The sequence below is a fragment of the Flavobacteriales bacterium genome, from assembly GCA_016712535.1.
In the GTDB taxonomy this organism is placed as follows: domain Bacteria; phylum Bacteroidota; class Bacteroidia; order Flavobacteriales_F; family PHOS-HE28; genus PHOS-HE28.
The window spans coordinates 1,729,573-1,752,517 of the sequence record JADJQW010000002.1 but is presented as its reverse complement, the minus strand read 5'-3'; the positions used below and the strand labels follow the sequence as shown (position 1 = coordinate 1,752,517).

Sequence of the window (22,945 nt, the reverse complement as noted above, 5' to 3'; positions counted from 1 at the left end):
AAAGCCCACAGCGAGGAACGAGCGAGGACTTGTAGCGAATGGCCCGACGGCGCGCATTTGGCGCCGGAACGCCCACCCTCGCACCCTCTCACTCTCTCACCCTTCGGTCCCTCGGCTCCGCCCAAGGCAAGCTCAGGGCGGCACATATAGTGATGCTCTAAGGCATCACTGTTAGCAACTTGTTGCCTATATGATGCTCATGGGCATCATTTAGATGTAACGGAACCAGAGAAAAGGCGTATCATTGTGGGGTGAAAGCCGCGTTATTGAACTGAAACACCGTTTACGATGGCTGCAAGCAACATCAACTGGAAGGGCATGAAGGACGCCGCCGTGGTGGCGCAACTGGGCAAGGAGCTGCGGCGCATGCGGCTGGAGCGCAACCAGAGCCAGGCCGAGGTGGCCGAGCGCGCGGGCTTGGACCGCACCACCGTGGTGAAGCTGGAGGCTGGTCGCGCCGCCACCTTGCAAACCCTGGTGCAGGTGATGCGCGCCATGGATCGGCTGGAACTGCTCGATGCCTTCCACCAGGAGCCGCAGCCCACGCCCTACATGCTGGTGGAGGCCCAGGAGAAGTACCTGAAGAAGCAACGCAAACGCGCGGGGCGCAAGCAGCCGGATGTCCGCCCGCCCAAACCGAAGAGCACATGGTAACGCACGCGACCGTGAAGCTGTGGGGCAAGCCCGTGGGCCTGGTGGTGTGGAACGACCAGCAGCACCGTGCGGAGTTCCAGTACGACCGCACCTTCTCGCGCGGCCGGCTGGACGTGGCCCCGCTGATGATGCCGCTGCGCGAGGCGAACGGCGGCGAGCACGTCTTCGCCTTCGGCAATCTGCGCGACGAGACCTTCCGCGGATTGCCAGGCCTGTTGGCCGACAGTCTGCCCGACCGATTCGGCGATCAGCTGATGAACGCATGGCTGATGAGCCAGGGCCGCCAGCCGGGCACGGCGAACCCCGTGGAGCGCCTGTGCTACACCGGTGTGCGGGGCATGGGTGCGCTGGAATTCGAGCCGGCGCACCACGAGTTGGAGGCCCCGGGCGAATCGTTGGAAGTGGAGGAACTGGTAAAAGTGGCCGGTCAGGTGCTGGACACGCGAAAGCAGTTCGCCACGCGCAAGTCGAAGGGCAAGGAGGAGGCACTGCTGGACATCATCCGCGTGGGCACCTCGGCGGGTGGCGCGCGGGCAAAGGCGATCGTGGCCTACAACGCGAAGACGGGCGAGGTGCGCAGCGGGCAGATCGAAGGGCTGGAGGGCTTCACCTACTGCTTGATCAAGTTCGATGGCGTGACCGCTGACGAGCTTCGTGATCCCAAAGGCTTCGGTCGGATCGAATACGCGTACCACCTGATGGCCGTGGCCTGCGGCGTGGAGATGATGCCTTGTCGGCTGCTGGAAGAGCACGGCCGCGCGCACTTCCTCACCCAGCGTTTCGATCGGGTGCGCGACGCCAAGGGCAAGGTCCACAAGCTGCACATGGCCACGCTCTGCGGCATTGCGCACATGGATTACAACGATCCGGTGTCGTACAGTTACGAGCAGGCGTTCGGGGTGATGCGCCAACTGGGCCTGCCCTACCCGGATGCCGCGCAATTGTTCCGTCGCATGTGCTTCAACGCCATTGCCCGCAACCACGACGACCACACGAAGAACATCTCCTTTCTGATGGACCCGCAGGGCGAGTGGCACCTGGCCCCCGCTTACGACGTGACCTTCGCCTACAATCCCGACAGCCTATGGCTGAAGCAGCACCAGCTGAGCATCAACGGCAAGCGGCTGGGCATCACGCGCGCCGATCTGCTTGTCGTGGCGAAGGAGATGAACATCAAGAAGGCCGATGCGATCATCGACGAGGTGAAGGCGGGCGTGCGAAAGTGGAGGACCTTCGCGAAGAAGGCCGAGGTGAACGCCAAGCAGGTGGAAGTGATCGGGAAGCTGCACTTGACCAAACTTTGACCATCATCGGTTCAAACATGGAACGCCCGGCACATCTTCCGCCTTCATCATTCTTCAAGCGACCGCGGCCAACGGTTGAAGATCCCTTGGTGGTGATGATGAGCGCCTGCCTTGGCGGCATCCATTGCGGGGTGGACGGCAGCACCAACGGCGACCACGCACCCCTGCGTTCGTGGCTGGTGCGTCCGGAAGTGCGGCTGGTGAGGTTCTGCCCGGAGGACTTCTCCTTCGGAACACCACGGATGACGCCCGACAGCCATGGCGGCAACGGCTTCGACGTATTGGACGGCAAGGCCCGTTCGCTAGCGGAGGACGGCACCGACTGGACCGAGGGCATGGTGAAGGCCGCGTACGAGATGCGCGAACGTGCCATTCGCGAAAAAGTGGACCTGGCAGTACTTATGGATGTGAGCGGCGCCTGCGGCAGCACGGTGACCTACCTGGGTTCGCGCTTCGCGACGGACAAGGTTTACCAGCAAGGTCCGGGTGTGGCGGCGGCGGCGTTGATCCGTGCGGGCATCCCGGTGATCTCGCAGCGCGACGACCGCTCCCTACGGATGTTCCGCGACCTGCTCGACGGCACGCACACCCTCTCCGATGAGCGCGACCATTGGGAGAAGGAGTGGTACCAGAGCTACTTCAATTCCTAGGCAGCACCTAGGCCCGGCTTCTATCGGTGGGCCACTGCCGCGGCGGCCAGATTCGCTACGTGCATAGTTCAACCCTCGTTAAGTCATGCTGAAGTGGCCACCACGAAATCGCGGTGGCCTCTAACTGTTCATTGACCAGCGATACGCTCTCGATCACTACTCTTCCATTTGCATCGGTTTCCAATTCTGGTCCTGGAACGCCGAGCTGGGATCGAAATTCGGGCTGTTGCTGAGGATGTAGCTCCCGTCGCCGCGGCTCCAAGCATGATCATATCCGCTGCTGAGCTCCACGCGGCCATTGCTTCCATCGTTCCAGGTCTCCACCTCGCGGATGGCCTTGACGAACTGCGTGTGCTGCCGGTCCTGCGAAGACTGCTGCTGTTCCCAGCTGCGCATCTGCTGGTCCATGGCGCCCATGCGCTCGTTGTAACGCGCGGTGCTGGCAGCCCCCTGGGCCTGGATGTCAGCCATGCGCTGGTTGTGAGCGCGTGTGTTGGCGGCCGTCTGCGCATCGATGGCGGCCATGCGCTGATGATGCATTCGGTCCTGATGCTGGCGCAACTGCGCGAAATAGCCCTCCACGGCCTGTTTCCATTGGGGATTGGTGCGGTAGCTCGATTTGATCGAAGCCAGCACGCGCTCGGCCTCATCTCGGCGGTCGGCCGGAAAGCGAAGGATGCTCCGCTCGCTGGCATTGCTGTTGGTGAGCTGCTGATACTCGCCGGTGTACATGTTCTGCGACACGTTGATCACGTTCAGCACCGAGACGAGCGCGAGCCCTTCGGTGCCATCGCTCCACTTCAGCCGGGCGATGATCGCGCTGGGCTGCAAGGTGGCCTGGCCGCCCCATTGCTCAAAGGCCGCCTTGGTCTGCGCGGCCATGCGCTCCATCTCCCGAGCCACCTCGACGTTCTCCTTCACCTCAGTGATCGTAGCGCCTTGCAGTTCGCGCGTGACCATCACCTCACGCAGGTAGCCGGCGGCATCCATGAGACCGCCCACTTCGCAGCCGCCCTGCTGCGCCTGCATCTGCAGGCTCTGCATCATCATCATATCACTGGCCGAGGACCAGCTGTGATTCGGCAGCACGGTGTAAGAGATGGCACCATCGGGCGACCGCACGCTCCACTTCGCAGCGATCATCTCGCCACGGCACTCGTTCAGTCCCTTCCACGTCACGCCGCCCTCGTAGGCCCAGCCCTTGGGCAGCAGGATGCTGAAGGCCTCGGCGGGCTGCTCGAAACCTTGCGTATCCATGAAGCGCACGCGCTCCAGCACCAAGTAGTCCTTGCCTTCGGTGAAATCCTGCGCTTGGCCTGCTTCGTCGTCCATGGCACTCGTGTTCGTGGCATCCGACCCTGAACCGGCAGAGCAACCGACCAGCACAAGCAAGGAGAAGAGGATGGTGGTACGGACGAGGATCATGTCGGGCGCTTTCGGCAACATCGGGGAGGACCCATGGATGTGAACGGACTTCACAACTTCTTCAAGGCGTACTTCAGCAGGAAGTCCTCCGGCGCCAGCACAGGTTCCTTGGCGAACGACCAGTCGCGCTTGTCGTAGGTGACGATGCAGGTGCAGCCCGCATCGACCGCCGAGAAATACTGGAAGCCATCCTCGATGTCCGTGATCCGCGCATCGGCCATACTGCGCTCCACGGCCCTCGGTCCCATGGTGGTGACCCTCAGTTTCTCCGCCAGCAACGCGATCTTCTTCCGCGCCGGTTTCTTCCCGTTCTTCTTCTCCGCGAAGTAGGCACCGATGGCCAGGCACAGCGGTGACGTGTAGACCTCGAAACGCTTGTCGTCGGCCAGGCTCAGCACGCGGGCGCACGCACCGAATCGCGGGTACTCATTGCAGAGCACCGTGATGAGGACGTTGGCGTCGAGGAAGATGCGCTTGGGGGGCATGGGGGAAATGCTGTCTCACGCAGAGGCGCAGAGAACGCGGAGAAATACAGCCAAGGAACCAACTCTGCGTCCTCTGCGCCCCTGTGTGAGTCTCTCTATCTCTTTCTCCGGCTCGCCAGGGAATCCTTCTTCACATCCCTATCCGCGGCGTTCTTGCGCACATAGGTCGCTTCGCCCTCGGCCACCTGGCTGATCCAATCGCTCACGGGCAGCGCATCCAGACTGCGGTAGCGCTGGTCGGTCACCTTGCTCAGCATGAACTCGATGAGCCGCGAGAGGCTGATGTTGTTCGCCTCGGCGAAGGCCTTGGCCCGTTCGGCCACGTCCGCATCGAAACTGAGGGTGAGCTTGGCGTCCATGGCACGATTGGTTTATACGGCAAACATACGTTCGTATTACGTATGAACAGTAGAGCCTACCAGTCGGAACCAACTACCTCGCCTTCCAGAGAGTGGGCTCGGTGATTAGCCCGCCACCCACGGCGGCTATGTTCCCATTATTCAGAACCTTGTACCAGTGCGTCGCAAACGGAATCAACTCATCCCATTCATCTGAACCATCAGGGTAATGGGCCTTTGATGAAATCACCTCGACCGTGCTGGAAGTCAGAACGCGATGGTCCTCGTAAATCTCGTCACGGTTTGACTGGTCGACATCACACGCGGAATGGATCTCACGGTAGTCCATGATCCGGCCACTGTGCGGATCCAGGGTCATCAGGGAGCTGAACGCGCACACGCCGCCCATCTGAAACCAGCCCTGGTCCGTTTGAATACTATCGGCATCACCTATCAATAGCAAAGCCGCCCAGACCGAATCGCTCATTGCCCAAGTCGTGTCCACGCTGATCTCATTGCGGTCGTATCGCGTGGCTAAGGTGTCGAAGGCCGGATTCTCCCCAATCGTCGGCGCAATATTCACTTGACCACGACCTTGTATGGTGAGCATGAGAAGCCCAACAATTGCAGCGATGGGCTTCATCATCAGATCATCTCATTTTCTGATCTTCTGATCGACCTACCTCCTCATCCCCTGCATCGCCTGCATCTGCTTCATCATGTTGGCCATCTTGCTCTTGTCCCCCATCATCTTCATCATCTTCCGCATCTCCTCGAACTGCTTCATCAGCTTGTTCACCTCTTCGATGCCGCGGCCGCTGCCCTTCGCCAGTCGCGCACGGCGTGAGCCGTTGATCACCGATGGGTTCTTGCGCTCCTCCGGCGTCATGCTCTTGATGATGGCTTCGATGCCCTTGAAGGCATCGTCCGGGATGTCGATGTTCTTCATCGCCTTGCCCACGCCGGGGATCATGCCCATGAGGTCCTTCATGTTCCCCATCTTCTTGATCTGCCCGATCTGCTCCAGGAAATCGTCGAAGCCGAACTGGTCCTTCGCGATCTTCTTGTTCAGCTCGCGCGCGGCCTTCTCGTCGAACTGTTCCTGCGCCTTCTCCACCAACGAGACCACGTCGCCCATGCCGAGGATGCGGCCGGCCATACGGTCCGGGTGGAACTCGTCCAGCGCCTCCATCTTCTCGCCGGTTCCGATGAACTTGATCGGCTTGTCCACCACGCTGCGGATGGAGAGCGCTGCACCGCCGCGCGCATCGCCGTCGAGCTTGGTGAGCACCACGCCGTCGATGTTCAGGCGTTCGTTGAAGGCCTTGGCCGTGTTCACCGCGTCCTGACCGGTCATGGCGTCCACCACGAAGAGCGTCTCCTGCGGGTTGATCGCCTTCTTCACGCGGGCGATCTCATCCATCATCTGCTCATCGATCGCTAGGCGGCCGGCGGTGTCCACGATCACAGCAGTGAAGCCGTGCTGCTTGGCGTGCGCGATCGCGTTCTGCGCGATGCGGACGGGGTCCTTGCTTTCCACCTCGCTGTACACGGCCACGTCCAGTTGCTTGCCGAGTGTCTGCAACTGGTCGATGGCCGCCGGGCGGTACACGTCGCAGGCCACCAGCAGCGGGCGCTTGCCCTTCTTGCGGATGTAGTTGGCCAGCTTGCCGCTGAAGGTGGTCTTACCCGAGCCCTGCAGGCCGCTCATGAGCACCACCGTGGGGTTGCCGCCCATGTTCATGCCGGCGCTCTGCCCGCCCATCAGCTCGGCGAGCTCGTCGTGGGTGATCTTGGTGAGCAGCTGCCCCGGGCTGATGCTCGTGAGCACGTTCTGCCCCAGCGCCTTGGCCTTCACCCGATCGGTGAAATCCTTGGCGGTCTTGTAGTTGACGTCGGCATCCAGCAGCGCCTTGCGGATCTCCTTGGTGGTCTCCGCCACGTTGATCTCCGTGATCTGCCCCTGGCCCTTGAGGACCTTGAAGGCGCGCTCCAGCTTGTCGTTGAGATTCTCGAACATCGAAAAGGAATTGAGGAGCGCGAAGGTAGCGGCAGAGCGGAGCTTCAAGGCTGAAGGCCCAAGCCTCAAGGCTCAAGCCTCGCGCCGTTGAAGCTTGGGACTTCAGCCTTGTGACTTGAAGCTCGTCCTGGGCGTGTCACTTGTTCGCCTTGGATCGGGATATCCGCTCTAATCCTGTTATGGTCCTTGCTATTCGCGATACACCCGGAAACCGAATTTCTCGAAGAACCACCGGTTGAAATCGGCCTGTATTGCCGAGATCGGCTCACGGAGGACGGCCATGATCATTTCTCTGTCCGCACGGAAGATGGGCCCTTCCGATGTCTCCGGCACTTCAGCGTTCCTGTATTCCTCCAGCACAGCCTTCATGACGCCTCGATCCTGGAGATAGAATACGAAGTGCTTTGACAGCGCGTAGTGATAACCCGAAACGCATTCCGGTTCATTGGGCAATCCTCTGAAACGCTCCCAACTCATGCTTATCAGCGTATCGAGCGGCGGTACCGACCAGCCATGGCCCATAGAGCGTCCTGCCCGCAGCGCATCCAACCGGAAGTTGCCCGCATAGTCCTGCACGCCCTTCAGGTCCTCGCCTTTCCACTTGGCATTCTCGAAGCTGGATGCCATGCCTTCATCCAACCAGGCCGGCACGTCACCGATCGTCGTGCGCACCATCAGATGGAACAGCTCATGCTGCATGGTGCCTGTTCGGCCGGGTGTGGCCCGCGCGAACATGGTCATATCGCCGGTGGAGGAATAACCCAGGTTCTCGTTCGGGACCTTCAGGCCGTGAACGTGCAGCGCCAATTTGCGGAGCGAAGCGAGCTCCGGCATGGAACCGACCACGATGTAATACGGCGGATCCTCCAGACCAAAGGCGCGACGATAGTAGGCCGCCACACGTTCCAATTCGGCGTCGATGCTGTCGATCGCGGTCTTCCGCGTATTAAGCGGTGCAACATGTATGAAGCGCTCGCGCACCGTGATCTTGTATCGTCCGGCCATGACCCTGCGCAAGGTGTCCATGCCCGCTGTGGAATCGCCGCGCTGCACGGGTATCAACTTGCTCACCACATCCGTGAGCCGCTCGCTCATGCTGGCTGCTCCTGCCGCATCCCGCTCGGCAACGGTGCGTGAGCATTTGTTGGACCGTCCTTCCTTGCCTTGCACAGAAGCGGGTTCGATCTCCATACGGATGGCGGCCAAGGCCAAGCCTCTGCCCTGATCAGCCACGGTGCGACCGCTCGACCAGCTCGCCTTAGTTTGCAAGAATGATGTCCGAAGCCTGACGGGCATCGCATAACTGTCCAGCAAGTGGTCCAGCCAGGTCATGGCCTTCTCATGGAGACCCGATCCATGCAGCGCAGACGCGATCAAATAGTCGATCGCATAGTTTTTCCCGTAGGCCTCGTTCTTGCGAATGTCTATCGCTTCTTTATACAGCTCACCGTACTGCTTATTCTTATGGAGCGTGAGCAGCCTGTTCATCGGAATACGCAGTTGCGCCTCTGAGCGCAGCGACGCAAACACAAGAACGCCATAGAGCATCCAGCGCGCCTTCATGGTTCAGCGATTTCCTCCACAGCGACGCTACCAGGAGCGATGGCGCGTGTCATCCAGCGGGCGTGCTCCATCGCGTCCATCTTCACTACAGTGGCCGGTTCGCCTTCTACAGCGGGTTCGACCGGAATCAGGTACGGAAGTGGCTTGACCTGCCCGTCTTCGGAAAATGCCGTACCGGTCAATGACCCGAGGGATTGCACTTCCTCATTGCGCCTGCGGATCTCCTCATTCTCCTCCTTGATCCCACGTGCACTAGGATCCATGTATACATCGCGCAAGGAATCCACTGCACTCGTGTGCCTTTTGTTCTCGAATTCGATCTCCGCTTCGATGGCCTTTGAGCGGCGCGGATCATCCGCGACGGATAGTCGACCCAGCACCTCCAAGATGATCGCGTGGCTCGCCTTCTCCTGTTCGATCAAGAGCATCTTCTCTCTGACCCTGTTCTGGTCCGGAGTGCCGTTACCTCGAACACCAGACTCGATCCTTATGCCGGAAAGCGCAGTGATCATCGTTTCGCTTTCAGGCTGCCCTGTCCTACAGGAGTTGCGACTTCGCTCGAAGAGAGCCCGGATGCCGGGCGGTGGTGAATGCTCATCAAGCAGATGCGCCCACCATTTGTTTCGCTTCTCCTCGCAACACTGCGACTTACAGAGGGCCATGGCGATGTAGTAATCGAGGATATAATGATCGCCGATCGATGTGCCATCGCGAAGCGCCTTCGCGCTATCGTGAAGCGCACTGTACTGCCCCGCCTCCAACATGGCTTGGAACGTGTAAACCGGAATGATCGACTTCCCAACCTGCGCTGCGACGGGCAGACAGCCAAGGAAAAGGATCGCGATCAGCAGCGAACGCGGGCTCATGGGTCCTCAACTTCATCTGGATCCACCATGTTGCTTGGGGCCGTTCGGTCCGCTGGTGCAATGGGGCCTGGCTGCACGTTGCTGTCCGCCCCCTCGGATTCCTCTTCGCTTCCCGCGCCACGAGACATCTCTTGTTGAAGCATGGATGCGATATCAAGGCCTCCTCCCTGCCCTTGACCGCTGGTGAGGTAGGTGTTCAGCGGATGCAGGTACAAGGGCCGATCGGTGATGCCGATGTCCGTGTGCTGCATGATCGTCATGCCCATCAGCGCGGTGCCGAGCACACCGAAGATGATCCCCGGCGAACTCGACTTCAGGCTCGCCGTCTTGTCGCCCGTGCCGATGGCCAGGTCACTTTGATCCTCCTTGATGCGGCCGATGATGAACACCGCACCCGCAATGGCCATGATCATGCCGGTGAGGAAGCCGAGATACTTGGTGAAGATGCGCGTGATGATCAGCAGCCCCCCTTGCTGGTAGCGCTTGGTCATGGCCATGTTCTCCATGGCGGTTAGGGCACGCCAGCGCTGCAGGTTCATGTAATCCGCGCCGGTGAGCACGGAGTCATCCGGCTGCTTCTGCCATAGAAGGTGCAGATCCATGGTCTCGGAGCTCGTGATCCGCTCGTTCATGTCACTCACCTGCAGGTAGCTCACTACCGTGAAGATGCCGATCAACAAGACCGGAATGGCGATCATCACGGGCTGTAGCCGACGCAGGAAGGGCTCGGTAGCTCCTTGTTCGCTGCTCATTATCGGTTCGTTCTGTTCCAAGGCCGGTTGTTCAGGCCCTAAGGATAGGCATCTTCCGCGCAACTGCAAGCGGACATCACCGAACTGATTCGTGGTGACATCGAATCAAGAACAGCGAACAACGGCCGCGACCTGGGTCCTATTCGTCCATCAATTCCCATTTCAGACCGGGAATTCGGCTCGCGCGCTGCGCTCGGTCCAACAGTGCCATCAGCCCACCCCTAAGGGCGCGATCACCGGCCATGCTTCTGCCGTGCCTTTGGCGATCAGAACCAGGAGACGAGGCTTGGCTTCCAAGAGGCCACGCCCGGGACTCACCCTTTCGCGCGTCCTATGCCGTCCAGTTCATCATCCTCATCCAGGCTGAACGTCCCGCACCATATCCGTAACCGGGGTTCCAAAGCCGGTGTCCCATCGGAAAACCGCTGCCCATGCCGCGCATCATGACCTGCTGCCTTCTCCCGTTCGCGCTATTGATCGCCCCGCTCGCCAATGGCCAGGGTCACGTGGCCGATCCGTTCAAGACCGAAGCGGACGCCTTCCTGCGATCCATGGTCAAGGAACTCGGCATCCCTGGTCTTGCGGTGACCGTAGTGAAGGATGGCAAGGCCTTGATCGCCGAGGGCTACGGCATGGCCGATCTGGAGAACAAGCGATCGGCCGACGGGGCCACGTGCTACTACATCGCATCCGCCACCAAGCCCTTCACAGCGCTGCTGGCCGCGATCCTCGATGCCGAAGGCACGCTCAAGCTGGACGACCCGCTCGGCAAGTACTACCCGGCCTTGGTGCTCGACAGCATCGACTTGAACCAGGTCCACCTTCGGGATCTGCTCACCCACACCTCCGGCCTGGACAACGCCGCCATCAGTTGGCGCCTGGCGTTCTCCGGTGATCATGCCCCGGCCCTGCTCGATGACCTCATGAAGCACTGCACCCCCAACGAAGCGGGGTACGGTAACTACGAGTACACGAACGTGGGCTACAACATCTATGGGATGGTGGTGCAGCGCGCTACCGGCCGCTCATGGAAGGACCTGCTGAAGGAAAAGGTGTTCGACCCTGCGGGCATGACGCGCACCACCGCGTACATCTCGCTCGCCCAGAAGAACGGATGGACGATCGCGAAGCCGTACTCGGTGCTGTCCACCACGCAACCCGTACCGCTGGAGAAGCAGGACAACACCATGCAATCGGCGGGCGGGCTCATCACCACGGCGCAGGACATGGCGCGCTGGCTGCAGTTGCATGTGAACGAAGGCATGCTCGATGGGAAGCAGGTGATCCCGGCGGTGGTCATGCGATCCACCTCAGTGCCTTTGGTGATAGTCCCTGGCCGGGAACAGCGCCTGTTCGCAGCCGACCAGAGCGGAGCCGGGTGGATGATCGGATCGTACAAGGGGGAACCGGTGGCCCACCACTCCGGCGGCTTCGCAGGGCATGCGGCGCTCGCCTCGTTCATGCCTGGCAAACGCATGGCGGTCGCGGTGATGGTGAATGAGGACGTGAGCGGTGGCCGGTTGGCGGACATGTTGGCTGGCGCGCTGTACGACCATCTCCTGATCGACGGGCATGCATTCGACATGTCCCAAGTGGATGCCTTCGCGGAGCAACTGAAAGGGATCCGTACGCGGATCGAAGCGGGCATCGCGCAACGGGCGCAGCGGCCTTGGACCCTGAGCAAGGAGCGCTCAGCCTATGCCGGCCGCTACACCTCGGCGAAGCTGGGCACCATGGAGGTGCGCACGGATGGCTCGGCACTGCAGGTGTCCATCGGCAATCTGCGTTGCACGGCGACCGCGTTCACCGAGCCGGAGACCATCCGCGTGGAACTGATCCCCGGTCGCGGTGAGGTGATCGGCTTCCGGCTGAGCGACGGGCGCGCGAGCGGCCTTCGGTACAATGACAATGACTTCATCCGTATCGATTAGCCGTCTGACCCTTCATTCCATGTCGGAGTTGGATCGAGCCGGATACTGCAGCTTGACCCGATGACGATCACGTTCAACATGCCTTGCTGGATCAGCGACAGGCGTTCAATGGGCATCGCGATCCGGCGGTACTGCGGAACCTGAGCGAAGGCGGCTTTCCGTCCACCCCATTGCTCGTCCGCTCCTCACCGTCTGTAACGCGATTCGCGATGCTTGCGTCACATTCGCCGAACCAACCACCGATCATGCCACGCCATCTCACGCTATTCGCTTCACTGCTTATCGCCGCTGCGCTGCAGGCGCAAACGAACAAGGCCGCCTACGATGCGGAAATGCAAGCCCATTTCACCGCTGACGCGCCCGGTGGCGCCGTGCTGGTCGCAAAAGGCGGCAAGGTGCTCTATGAGCGTGCGCTGGGCCTGGCCGATGTCCCCACGAAGACGCCGCTCACCACGGACCATCAGTTCCGCATCGGCAGCGTGACCAAGCAATTCGCGGCCGTTTCCATCCTTCAACTGGCGGAGGCCGGCAAGCTGAAGCTCCACGACGAGATCCAGACGTACGTGGACTTCCCCAGGAAAGAGCAGCCGATCACCATCCGGCATCTGCTCACGCATACCTCGGGCATTCCCAATTTCACTGACGGGCCCCACTACACACCGGACGCCTATGCCAAGGACATCGATCTGAAAAGCCTGATCGCGCTCTTCGCCGACCTGCCGCTGGAGTTCGCGCCGGGAACGAAATGGAGCTACAGCAACAGCGGCTACATCCTGCTCAGTGCGATCCTCGAGAAGGCCAGCGGGCAAACCTGGGCGGACTACGCGAACGAACACCTCTTCACCCCTGCGGGCATGCGCCACACCACCGCGTCCATGGTCCAGGGCACGCCTGCCGAAGCCCACGGCTATGCGGAGGACACGCAAGGCTGGAAACCCGCGGCCGCGATCAGCATGAGCTGGCCGCTCGCCGCAGGCAACATCCGCAGCACGGTAGGCGATCTGTGGAATTGGAATACGAGCGTGTTCGCCGGGAAACTGGTGCCGGTGGCGCGGCTCGCGCAGGCGCATCAGCCGGTGACGCTGGCGGATGGAACAACGAACCCGTACGGATTCGGCTGGGGGTTCCAGAACGTGCAGGGCAGCCCCACAATCGAGCACAACGGCGGCATCGATGGCTTCGTGAGCGCGAGCCTGTACCTGCCCAAGGAGGACATCTATGTGGCGGTGCTGGTGAACCGCGAAAGCGATGATGCCAACAACCTTGCGCCGAAACTCGCTGCGATCGCCCTGGGCAAACCCTACGGCGGACCTGAAATGCCGCTCACCGAAGCAGAAGCGATGGCGTACACCGGAGTGTACGTGAACCCCGAGGGCGTCGAGCGCTACCTCACCGCCGAAGGGAACAAGCTGAGTTCCATGCGTCAGGGCAGCTCGCCCAAGCCCCTGCGCTACCTGGGCAACGACCGCTTCCTGTTCGAGGGGGATGTGATCACCCTGGCCTTCCAGCGCACCGATGGCAAGGTGACCGGTGCCCGGTTCCTCTCGCGCAGCGGCGATGAGCAGCTCACCCGTTCGGACAAGCCGCTGCCGAAGCCGCGTGTGGCGATTCCGCTGAAGAACGCCGACCTGCAAGCCTATGCGGGCGAGTTCGAGTTGATGCCCGGCTTCACCCTCACTTTCCGCGCCGATGGCGATCGCCTCTTCGCATTGCCCACGCGCCAGAGCGAACTGGAAGTGTTCGGCGAGGCACCGCACAAGTTCTTCCTGAAAGAGGTGGATGCCACGATCGAATTCCACCCGGAAACGGACGGCACGGTGAAGCGCCTCACCTTCAACCAGGGCGGTGCCATGGAAGGCAAGCGCATCAAGTAGGGTCGTACGACCAGTCTCCATCGTGTCCATCATGCGCCCCCGGTCGTCCGGCCTGCTCCTCCCTTGCGCAGCATTGATCGTACTCCTGCATCCCACGGAAGCACAATCGACTTCGCAGCACGTGCCTTCCACCTCGGAAGTCGAGCTGGTGGCCACCATCGCCGCGCTCGATAGCGCGATGTTCTGCGCCTTCAATGCCCATGATGCCGATCGCCTCGGCACTTGGTTCACCCCGGACCTCGAGTTCTACCACGACAAGACCGGCCTTGCGGGCTACGACAGCACCATGGCCAACTTCCGCGGCCTCTTCACGCGCAATGCGGACACCGGTCTGCACCGCGAGATGGTGCCGGGCAGCTTGGAAGTGTATCCGCTCGGGGACTTCGGCCTACTGGAAGTGTGCCAACACCGCTTCTGCCACACGGAGAACGGGAAAGAGGACTGCGGCACCTTCAAGAACATCATGGTGTGGCGGCGGGACAGTACCGGCTACAAAGTCTGCCGGGTGATCAGCTACGATCACTGAGCGATCAGCCTGATCTTTGTAGCGGGTAGTCATGCGCGCACTCATTCTGCTGTTCCTTCTCGCTTGCAACGGCCTCCTCGCGCAGGATCCGGCCTTCGTTGTCCACACTCCGCGCAACCAATACTTGTTCCCGGAGGAGGCGCCGCCAGCGTACGTGTTCCGCGATGAAGCTCCGCTCCGTTCGGCGCCCAGCACATCTGCGGCGATCGTCGCGCGGCTATCGCCAGGTACGGCGGTAATCCTGGACAGCCTGGTGCGGGATACGCTGGAGGTGGACGGCGTACGCAGCTACTGGTACCAGGTGAGCACGGGCAAACTCACGGGCTATCTCTGGGGCGGCTCCATCGCGCAGTTCGCTTTCGGCAGCCACGGCGACCCCAACGTGAAATTCCTTGCGGGCCTCGACCACATCACTCCACCAGGAGACACCACGCGCATCGACTACAGCTACCGGATCACAGCGGTCCGCCATGGCGATGTTCTCGACCGCATTGTCGTGCGCTCGTTCGCGTGGAGTTTCGAGCAGGTCACCAGCATCGGCGACCGCGGGATGATGGGCCTGGACGACATCATCACGCTCGCTGTGCCTTGTGTTGGTGGTTGTGGTTGCGCGACCGGCGAGGTCGTGGTGTTCTGGAGCGGCGGTCATTTTCATCACGTGGCCGACCTGATGGGATCACCGGACGGAGAGTACAGCACCAATACGATGTTCCTCTACCCTTCCGATATGGAGGGCGCACCCGATGCGATCATCCGCGTTGTATCGGACTATGAAGAGCCCAAGGAGGCCGATATGGAGGAAGGCACAGCGCCATACGTCATCCGCACGGTACTACGTGAGCGCTTGTGGTGGAACGGCACTGAACTGGAATCTCTTGGAATGTTGGATGAGAAGCGTTTCCGTGTGGTGGTGGACTATTGAGGTCGTGTGTCGGTTCCGCGGCCAGCATGGCCAATTCCTGCGGTCTTTTCGCTCGTAACGCGAGCACTGGCCTGCAGCGTGAGCTGGTGCCCGGCACACTGGAGGTCTACCCCCTCGGCAAGGACGGCTTGCTGGAGATCTGCCAGCACCGCTTCTGCCACACGGAGAACGGGAAAGAGGACTGCGGCACTCCCGGCCAACGAGCCGGGACAAGAACAACATGGTGAGGCGGAAGGAAGGCACGGACTACAAAGTGAGCCGGGCGATCAGCTACGATCATTGAGGCACGATTCCACTTTCTCCGTGGTTCCGTATGTGCAGCACTGAGACAAGTCCGCACAAGAGGACCAGCACCTATCTCGAGGCTCAGCGGAGGCTGATGCCCGTCATATCAGGGACCGCAGTGATCAGTACTTTTCCTTCATCATGAAGACCGACCTGAAGAAGGAATTCGCCGCGTTGTACAAAGCCACGACCAAGCCAGCGGTGATCAAGGTGCCCAAGCTGCGCTACCTGATGATCGATGGCCACGGCGATCCGAACACCAGCAAGGCCTTCGCCGATGCCATCACCACGCTCTATGGTCTTTCTTACACGATGAAGTTCATGCTGAAGAAAGGGCCCGAGGCCATCGACTACCCGGTGATGCCGCTCGAAGCCATCTGGTGGGCCGATGACATGAGCGACTTCATGACGGCGAACAAGTCCAGATGGAAGTGGACGGCCATGATCATGCAGCCGTCCGTCATCAATACGAGGACCTTGAAGGCCGCGAAAGCCGAGCTGGAGCGCAAGAAAAAGGTGCTGCCCGCGATCGGGCTGGTACGCCTGGAGGACATGACCGAAGGCGCTTGCGCGCAGATCCTGCATGTTGGACCCTACGCCACCGAAGGTCCCACGATCGAGAAGCTGCATGCCTTCATCAAAGAACAGGGCAAAGCCCCGCGCGGCAAGCACCGCGAGATCTACTTGAGCGATGCGCGGCGCGTGGCGCCGGAAAAACTGCGGACGATTATCCGACAACCCATGGGGTAATCTCACGCACGGGTGATGGAATTGCCCGATTGTGCTTCGAAAGAAGGCCTGACTATCCGGTCATTCCCACAGAATCAACCCCGCAATCCTGGTGCTTCCTAGAGTTGCGGCCGAGACCGGTCGTTCAACGCAAACCCACACCGCGCTCCTGATCGATCGCCGCGGCCTGCGCCAGCAATTGCCGCAACATGCGCTCATCGGTCTTGGTGAAGGATTGAAGGTCGCGCCACAGCACCTGCTTGCGCGCACCTCGCTCAAGATAGGCTGAGGGATCGGAGAGAAGCACGCCATAGCTGAATCCGAACCGCACGCCCTCATAGGTCTTCTTGCCGCCCCAAAGCACCGATGCCGGCCAGATGAAGCAGACATCGCGGCGCCCTTTGTAGGCAAGGATGTTGTAGGAGACCCGCTCCTTCAGCTCAGGCGCTTCGCTGATGATGAACTCGCGCAACCGCTCCATGAGCGCGCGCTCATCGGCGGGGAGGAAGTCGAAGAGTTCCTGCGCCGATGCGAAGCGGATGCCGCCGGAGAGCATGGAGGATGGCTTTCGCTCCTTGTCCTGAGGCTTCGATGCGGCGCGCTTAGCCATGCGGTAAAGGAAGGATGGCGCCTTCCTTCCCGCAAGATCGCCGCTTAACCATGCGCGCCGCTGCTTCGGCTTGCGTATCGCTTGTTTAGCGGTCCCGAACGACGGGATGAAACACATGAAGGCCATCGTCTGCCACCGCTTCGGTCCACCTGAGCAACTGCGCATGGAGGAAGTGCCGGTGCCCGCGCCGAAGCAGGACCAGGTGCTCGTGCGCGTTCGCGCCACCACGGTGAACGATTACGACTGGAGCATGGTGACCGGTCGGCCGCGGATCTACCGTCTCTTCTTCGGATTGCTCCGTCCTCGACGGCCCGTACCAGGCATGGAGCTCGCGGGAACCATCGAAGCTCTTGGGCCAGGCGCATCGCAGTGGAAGGTGGGCGATGCGGTCTTCGGCGATGTCTCCAACGGCGGGCTCGGCACCTTCGCTGAGTTCGTTGCTGTTCCGGCGACCGAATTGCGGCGCATCCCCGATGGCCTCTCCTTCGAGCAAGCCGCAGCGGTGCCGCACGCCTTGGAACTCGCCTATCAGGGCCTCTTCGACGTGGGCCGACTGCAGCATGGCGAGCGCGTCCTGCTTAACGGCGGCGGCGGTGGCGTGGGCACGTTCGCGCTTCAACTCGCCAAGCAATGCGGTTGCACCGTGTGGGGCGTGGACACCGGGCCCAAGCTGGAGGCCATGACCGCGCTCGGCTTCGACCGCGTGATCGACTACAAGCAGCAGGACTTCACCCGCATCGGCGAGCGCTTCGATCTGGTGCTGGACACACGGACCAAGCGCTCGTCGAGCGAACTCGATCGGGCACTGACACCGAATGGTCGCTATGTGACCGTGGGCGGCGACCCCGGCCGTTTGATCGCGCTGCTCTTCGCACGCTGGTTCGGCCGCAGCAACATGCGCATCCTCGCCCTGAAGTCGAACAAGGACCTGGACGAGCTTGCTCCGATGCTCAGCTCAGGCGCGCTGAAGCCCGTGATCGACGGTCCCTACCCGCTGAGCGAAGCGCCGCGTTTGATCCGCTACTTCGGCGAGGGCAGGCACACCGGCAAGGTGGTGATGGTCGTTTCGCCGTCCTGAACGACGATGGCTACTTTGCCTCCGTGTTCGATCGCGCACGGACCAGCAAACTCTTCGTCGCCTGCCTCGGCGCCCTGCTCTCCTGCTTTGCGGCACTAGCGCAGTTACCCTATCAGGATCCGACCCGTCCTGTCGAAACCCGTGTCGCCGACCTGCTCGCGCGCATGACGCCCGATGAGAAATTCCGGCAGCTCTTCATGGTGGCCGGTGATCTGGGAACGGACAGTGCACGGTACAACTCCGGCATCCTCGGCTTCCAATTGCACGCTGCGTCGCAAGGCGGCGATGCGGCGGGGCAGCTCCTCTCCTATGGCGCCGGACCGGATGCCGAACGCACGCTGGAGAAGGTGAACGCCACGCAACGCTTCTTCATGGAGCGCACGCGGCTGAGGATCCCCATGCTGCCCTTCGATGAAGCCTTGCACGGGCTGGTGCGCAGCGGCGCCACGGCCTTCCCGCAGAGCATCGCCATGGCGGCTTCGTTCGATACGACCTTGATGGCACAAGTGAGCGCGGCGATCGCCAATGAGACCAAGGCGCGCGGCATCCGCATGGTGCTAAGCCCCGTGGTGAACCTCGCCACGGATGTGCGTTGGGGGCGTGTGGAAGAGACCTATGGCGAGGATCCCTACCTCGCATCGCTCATGGGCAGCACTTACGTGAAAGCCTTCGAGAGCCGGGGCATCATCACCACGCCCAAGCACTTCGTGGCCAACCACGGTGAAGGTGGCCGGGACAGCTATCCGGCTTTCCACAGCGAAAGGCTGCTGCGCGAGACCTACTTCAAACCCTTCAAGGCGGCGATCCAACTCGGCGGCGCGCGCTCGATCATGACGGCCTACAACTCGCTGGATGGTCGTCCGTGCAGCGCGAACAGCTGGCTTTTGAACGATCTGCTCCGCACCGACTGGGGCTTCCGCGGCTTCGTGATCAGCGATGCGGCAGCGACCGGTGGCGCCAACGTGCTGCACTTCACCGCGCGCGATTATGAGGACGCCGGACGACAGAGCGTGGAGAACGGCCAGGACGTGATCTTCCAGACCGACATCGCGCACTACGAGCTCTTCAAGAAGCCTTTCCTCAATGGGACGGTGCGGCAGGGCGCCATCGACAGCGCCGTGGCGAACGTGCTGCGCATGAAGTTCGAGCTGGGTCTGTTCGATACGCCGTACCAGAGCGATTCATTGCTGAACGCGCTGGATCTGAAGAAGCATCGCGACCTCGCTTACGAGATGGCGGTGAAGAGTGCGGTACTCCTGAAGAATAGCAACGGGACATTGCCATTGCCACCCACGACCAAGCGCATCCTGGTTATCGGACCCGATGCAATGGAGGCGCGGCTCGGAGGATATAGCGGACCTGGCAATGCCCCGGTGTCCATCTGGGCGGGGCTTTGGAATCGTGCAAGCGGCCGAATGGAATTCCAGGTCGGCGGTGAGTCGCCGCGTGTCGAACCGCGCTACGTGACGGTCCCCGAGGCGATGCTGTTCCACACGGAGGACGGGAAGCGGGCTCCAGGACTGAGCGCTCGCTACTTCAGCGGCATCGATGTCACCACCAAGCCTGCGTTCAATCGGATCGACCCGAAGATCGACTTCCAATGGACGCTGTACGGCCCGGACCAGCGCGTTCCGTTCGATCACTTCGCCGTGGTATGGGAAGGCGCGATCGTTCCGGATGTGAACGGCACCTGGAACATCGGCATCGAAGGCAACGATGGCTACCGGCTCTACCTGAACGATTCGCTGGTGATCGACCGCTGGAATGACCAGAGCTTCCATACCACGTTGGTGCAGTACACCTTCACAGCCGCTGTGCCTCACAAACTGCGGATCGAGTATCGCGAGCGCTCCGGGAATGCGCGCTTCCGGCTCATCCATGACCTTGGGGTAGAGAACGACTGGATCCATCGGAGCATCCGTGACACGGAGGAACAAGCTCGCACCTGCGATGCGATCATCGTCGTCGCCGGCATCGAAGAGGGCGAATTCCGTGACCGAAGCAGCTTGAGGCTGCCCGGCACGCAGGAAGAGCTGATCAAGCACGCCGCTACGCTGGGCAAACCAGTGATCGTGCTGCTACAGGCCGGCAGCGCGATCACCATGGACCCCTGGATCGACGAAGTGGACGCCGTGCTCATGGCCTGGTACCCCGGCGAAGCAGGCGGCCTGGCCATCGCCGACCTGTTGCTCGGCACACGTAACCCAAGCGGCAAATTGCCCATCACCTTCCCGCGCAACGAAGGCCAGCTCCCGCTCAACTACAACCACTTCCCCACCGGCCGCGGCGATGACTACGTGGACGGCACCGGGCATCCGCTCTTCCCCTTCGGCTACGGGCTGAGCTACACCAGCTTCGAGTACAGTGACCTGAAGATGAGCCGATCGACCTTCAACGCCAAGGACACTGTCGTCGTCTCCTTCAAGCTGAAGAACACGGGCGCAGTTGCAGGTGAAGAGATCGTGCAGCTCTACACCCACGATGAGCTCGCCAGCGTGGCGCGGCCCGTGAAGGAGCTGAAGGGCTTCCAGCGAGTGGCGCTGAATCTGGGCGAGACGAGGACCGTTTCGTTCAAGCTCGACGCGAGCATGCTCACGCTCTTCAACGAAGCGATGGAGGAAGTGACCGAGCCCGGGATGTACCGCGTGATGATCGGCGGATCAAGCAAGGACATCCGCCTGCGGGCGATGGTGGAATACAGGAGGTGATCACACTACCGGATCCTCCCTCCCACCAGCTTCTTCGTCACCAAGGGGGGGCGCTTGTCACGCAGGAAAACGAAACGCTCACCTGTGCTCTCCTCCGCAGAGAAACGATAACCATCGCCGTCGTAGGCCTTGATCCGGTCGTGATCAAGCAAGCGGTGCTGCACGATGTACCGCGCCAGCGCACCGCGCTGGTTCTTCACATAGGTCTGCAACGGCTTGTAAGCGCCCCCGACCTTGTCCTTGAATTCCGGGGTGATCACGCGGGACTTCAGCGCTTTCGTGTTCACCGCCTTGAAGTACTCGCTGCTCGCGCAATTGATCACCACATCGCTCTTCGTCGCCTTCAGGTCCGCGTTCAGCGCCTCCGTGATGCGGTCGCCCCAGTAAGCATAGAGGTTCTTCGCTTTGCCCACAGCGAAGGGTGTGCCCATCATGAGGCGATAGTCCTGCATGAGGTCCAATGGACGCAGCACACCATAGAGTCCGCTGAGAATGCGGAGGTGGCGCTGCGCGAAGTTCAGATCATCGTTGCTGAGCGTCCGTGCGTCGAGGCCTCGATACACTTCGCCATTGAAGGTGAAGACGGCCGGCCGTGCGTTCTTCGCAGTGAAGGGCGTGGACCATTGAGCGTAGCGCACGCGATTCAGTTCACCAAGCTTCGGGCTCAGGTCCATGAGCGCCGAGAGCTTCTTGGCGCTAAGGGCCTTCAGCTCATCCACCAGGATGGCGGCGTGCTCCAGGAGCGCAGGCTGCGACGCCTCCTTCACCGTTGGCGTTTCCACGGCGAGGTCCTTGGCAGGGGAAAGCAATATGAGCATGGGGGGAAATTAGCGCCGACCTCAATTCACCAGCAGCGGGCAGGCCCGGAGCGATCATGCCAGCGATGCAGCAGGATCCAACCGCGCCTCCGGCTCCGGGCTCGACCGCAGCTCTCGCCATTGGACGATCTCAGGCTCCGTCACCACCGTCATGATCATGAGCAGCACGATGGTGTAGGGGTTCAGCGACCCGATGAGCCAGCTCTCGTACATGAGGCTGAAGAAAACGGAGAACATGATGGCCAGGCTCATCGGCACCAGCTTGCTGGCCTTGAAGAAGAGCAGGAATAAGCTGCGCAGGAAGATGATCAGGCCGACGAGGCCGGTGTTCAGCCACATGCTCAGGTAGGTATTGTGCACGCCGCCCTGATGCCCTTCACGCTCAAGGAAGAGGCGGTAGCGCCTCATGATGGTCTCATCATTGGCGAAGCCTCCGCCGAAAACGAAGTACTTCTGGATGTGCCCCCATGCGAAATCCCAGGCGAAATAGCGGCCGCTGCCCTCTTCGAGCGTCTCAAGCCTGAAGTAGGCCTGAAGGCCCAATGCGACGATGACCGCCTCGAGGTTCGAGCTCACCACCTCGACCGCGAGGATCATGGCCACCAACCCGACGAAGCCCATCAGCGCGGAATACGCGAAGAACCTGTGGAAGACGATGAAGATGACCGAGGAGGCCAACGAGGCCCTTGACCCGCTCATGACCAGGAAGTACAGGATGACCCCGAAGATCACGACGCGCTCCCTCCATTGAAAGAGCTTCGGGTTCACGGCGTTCACCACCCCGGCCAGCATGAGCAGCAGGTAGCAGTAGATCGCCATGCCGTTCGGATTACCGAAGATGCCCCTGAAACGGCCCATCACGTGCGAGTACTTAGGGCTCATCCATTGCAGCACGAAGCCGAACAACAGGATGAGCACCATGAAGAACACGAGGTTGCGGAAGAAGGGCCAGCCCTGCCGCCGGTAGCAGTACAACACGAAGTTGGGCACTACCAGGAACATGAGCGCGTAGCTGATGGTCTTCTGCAGCGCCATGAACAAATTCGTGCTGAACACCAGCGGGAACAAGCTGTAGAGGAAGAAAGGGATGAAGACCGTGAACACGTTGGAGAGCGGGGCGAAACGGCGGGTCTCCAGCAGGAAGATCGCCGCAACCGCGATCACGTACAGGTTCTTCGCCGTCTTGAACACGTTGAGCATGTAGAACATGTCCTTCTGCATGTCCGATATCACCAGCACGATCAGCATCCCGAAGAGCACCTCTGGCCATAGGTCTCGCGACTTGAAGAAGAACACGGACAGCGGGAGCAGCGCATAGATGGCCTGCTGCAGGTAAAAGCCCGTGGCGACCCAGATCAGGATCACGAGCACAAGCTGCCAATGGCCCCGCACGAAGGCTAGCATGCG

General features: G+C 61.2%; 22 protein-coding genes. 11 read left to right on the top strand and 11 right to left on the bottom strand.

Translation table 11 applies throughout. From position 1 onward, the window contains the following. Positions 1–288 precede the first annotated feature (288 nt). From IPK70_07185 to IPK70_07175, 3 genes are all read left to right on the top strand, one after another. The gene (locus IPK70_07185; GenBank protein ID MBK8226943.1) at positions 289–654 is read left to right on the top strand and encodes a helix-turn-helix transcriptional regulator; all 366 of its coding nucleotides are present in this window, start codon (positions 289–291) and stop codon (positions 652–654) included. After that, the gene (locus tag IPK70_07180; GenBank protein MBK8226942.1) at positions 648–1,958 is read left to right on the top strand and encodes a type II toxin-antitoxin system HipA family toxin; all 1,311 of its coding nucleotides are present in this window, start codon (positions 648–650) and stop codon (positions 1,956–1,958) included. The genes IPK70_07185 and IPK70_07180 overlap by 7 nt, the downstream gene beginning before the upstream one ends. Positions 1,959–2,053: 95 nt before the next feature. After that, positions 2,054–2,608: a DUF523 domain-containing protein gene (locus IPK70_07175; GenBank protein ID MBK8226941.1), complete on the top strand. Its 555-nt coding sequence runs from the start codon at positions 2,054–2,056 to the stop codon at positions 2,606–2,608. Between the two features lie 156 nt (positions 2,609–2,764). Here IPK70_07175 and IPK70_07170 read toward each other — a convergent pair whose 3' ends face one another. From IPK70_07170 to IPK70_07135, 8 genes are all read right to left on the bottom strand, one after another. Further along, positions 2,765–4,033 (bottom strand): hypothetical protein, encoded by a 1,269-nt coding sequence (locus IPK70_07170; GenBank protein ID MBK8226940.1) that lies wholly within the window; start codon positions 4,031–4,033, stop codon positions 2,765–2,767. Between the two features lie 50 nt (positions 4,034–4,083). After that, positions 4,084–4,518 carry a PIN domain-containing protein gene (locus IPK70_07165; GenBank protein ID MBK8226939.1) on the bottom strand — a complete coding sequence of 145 codons (435 nt, stop codon included), beginning with the start codon at positions 4,516–4,518 and terminating at the stop codon, positions 4,084–4,086. 95 nt (positions 4,519–4,613) lie between these two features. Next, positions 4,614–4,877, bottom strand: coding sequence for a hypothetical protein (locus IPK70_07160; protein ID MBK8226938.1), 264 nt, complete (start codon positions 4,875–4,877; stop codon positions 4,614–4,616). A 73-nt stretch (positions 4,878–4,950) separates the two neighbouring features. Continuing rightward, on the bottom strand, positions 4,951–5,502 hold the full coding sequence (locus IPK70_07155; GenBank protein MBK8226937.1) for a hypothetical protein: 552 nt from the start codon (positions 5,500–5,502) through the stop codon (positions 4,951–4,953). A gap of 33 nt (positions 5,503–5,535) precedes the next feature. Next, entirely contained in the window at positions 5,536–6,876 is a 1,341-nt protein-coding gene (ffh, locus tag IPK70_07150; protein MBK8226936.1) for a signal recognition particle protein, read from the bottom strand. Between the two features lie 189 nt (positions 6,877–7,065). Then, positions 7,066–8,439 carry a hypothetical protein gene (locus IPK70_07145; protein MBK8226935.1) on the bottom strand — a complete coding sequence of 458 codons (1,374 nt, stop codon included), beginning with the start codon at positions 8,437–8,439 and terminating at the stop codon, positions 7,066–7,068. Then, entirely contained in the window at positions 8,436–9,305 is an 870-nt protein-coding gene (locus IPK70_07140; GenBank protein MBK8226934.1) for a hypothetical protein, read from the bottom strand. Before IPK70_07140 ends, IPK70_07145 begins: the two co-directional genes overlap by 4 nt. Continuing rightward, positions 9,302–10,057, bottom strand: coding sequence for a hypothetical protein (locus IPK70_07135; protein ID MBK8226933.1), 756 nt, complete (start codon positions 10,055–10,057; stop codon positions 9,302–9,304). Before IPK70_07135 ends, IPK70_07140 begins: the two co-directional genes overlap by 4 nt. A 431-nt stretch (positions 10,058–10,488) precedes the next feature. On the opposite strand from IPK70_07135, the gene IPK70_07130 reads away from it, so the two are divergent. The 6 genes from IPK70_07130 to IPK70_07105 all read left to right on the top strand — a co-directional run bounded on the left by IPK70_07130 (position 10,489) and on the right by IPK70_07105 (position 16,345). Next, positions 10,489–11,988, top strand: coding sequence for a beta-lactamase family protein (locus IPK70_07130; protein MBK8226932.1), 1,500 nt, complete (start codon positions 10,489–10,491; stop codon positions 11,986–11,988). 245 nt (positions 11,989–12,233) lie between these two features. After that, complete coding sequence (locus IPK70_07125; GenBank protein MBK8226931.1) at positions 12,234–13,862, top strand: serine hydrolase; 1,629 nt, start codon at positions 12,234–12,236, stop codon at positions 13,860–13,862. Between the two features lie 31 nt (positions 13,863–13,893). After that, complete coding sequence (locus IPK70_07120; GenBank protein MBK8226930.1) at positions 13,894–14,388, top strand: nuclear transport factor 2 family protein; 495 nt, start codon at positions 13,894–13,896, stop codon at positions 14,386–14,388. A gap of 31 nt (positions 14,389–14,419) precedes the next feature. Further along, positions 14,420–15,310, top strand: a complete 891-nt coding sequence (locus tag IPK70_07115) for an SH3 domain-containing protein (GenBank protein ID MBK8226929.1) — start codon at positions 14,420–14,422, stop codon at positions 15,308–15,310. A gap of 26 nt (positions 15,311–15,336) precedes the next feature. Then, positions 15,337–15,537 (top strand): hypothetical protein, encoded by a 201-nt coding sequence (locus IPK70_07110; protein MBK8226928.1) that lies wholly within the window; start codon positions 15,337–15,339, stop codon positions 15,535–15,537. A 196-nt stretch (positions 15,538–15,733) separates the two neighbouring features. Next, on the top strand, positions 15,734–16,345 hold the full coding sequence (locus tag IPK70_07105) for a GyrI-like domain-containing protein (GenBank protein MBK8226927.1): 612 nt from the start codon (positions 15,734–15,736) through the stop codon (positions 16,343–16,345). 124 nt (positions 16,346–16,469) lie between these two features. Here IPK70_07105 and IPK70_07100 read toward each other — a convergent pair whose 3' ends face one another. After that, entirely contained in the window at positions 16,470–16,934 is a 465-nt protein-coding gene (locus IPK70_07100) for a DUF1801 domain-containing protein (protein MBK8226926.1), read from the bottom strand. A gap of 115 nt (positions 16,935–17,049) precedes the next feature. Between IPK70_07100 and IPK70_07095 the strand changes: the two genes are divergently transcribed. Both IPK70_07095 and IPK70_07090 read left to right on the top strand, forming a co-directional pair. Beyond that, positions 17,050–18,012, top strand: coding sequence for an NAD(P)-dependent alcohol dehydrogenase (locus IPK70_07095; GenBank protein MBK8226925.1), 963 nt, complete (start codon positions 17,050–17,052; stop codon positions 18,010–18,012). Between the two features lie 164 nt (positions 18,013–18,176). Then, entirely contained in the window at positions 18,177–20,720 is a 2,544-nt protein-coding gene (locus IPK70_07090; protein MBK8226924.1) for a glycoside hydrolase family 3 C-terminal domain-containing protein, read from the top strand. A gap of 5 nt (positions 20,721–20,725) precedes the next feature. On the opposite strand, the gene yaaA is transcribed toward IPK70_07090, so the two are convergent. After that, on the bottom strand, positions 20,726–21,538 hold the full coding sequence (gene yaaA / locus IPK70_07085) for a peroxide stress protein YaaA (GenBank protein MBK8226923.1): 813 nt from the start codon (positions 21,536–21,538) through the stop codon (positions 20,726–20,728). 54 nt (positions 21,539–21,592) lie between these two features. Then, positions 21,593–22,942, bottom strand: coding sequence for an O-antigen ligase family protein (locus tag IPK70_07080; protein MBK8226922.1), 1,350 nt, complete (start codon positions 22,940–22,942; stop codon positions 21,593–21,595). Positions 22,943–22,945 lie beyond the last annotated feature (3 nt).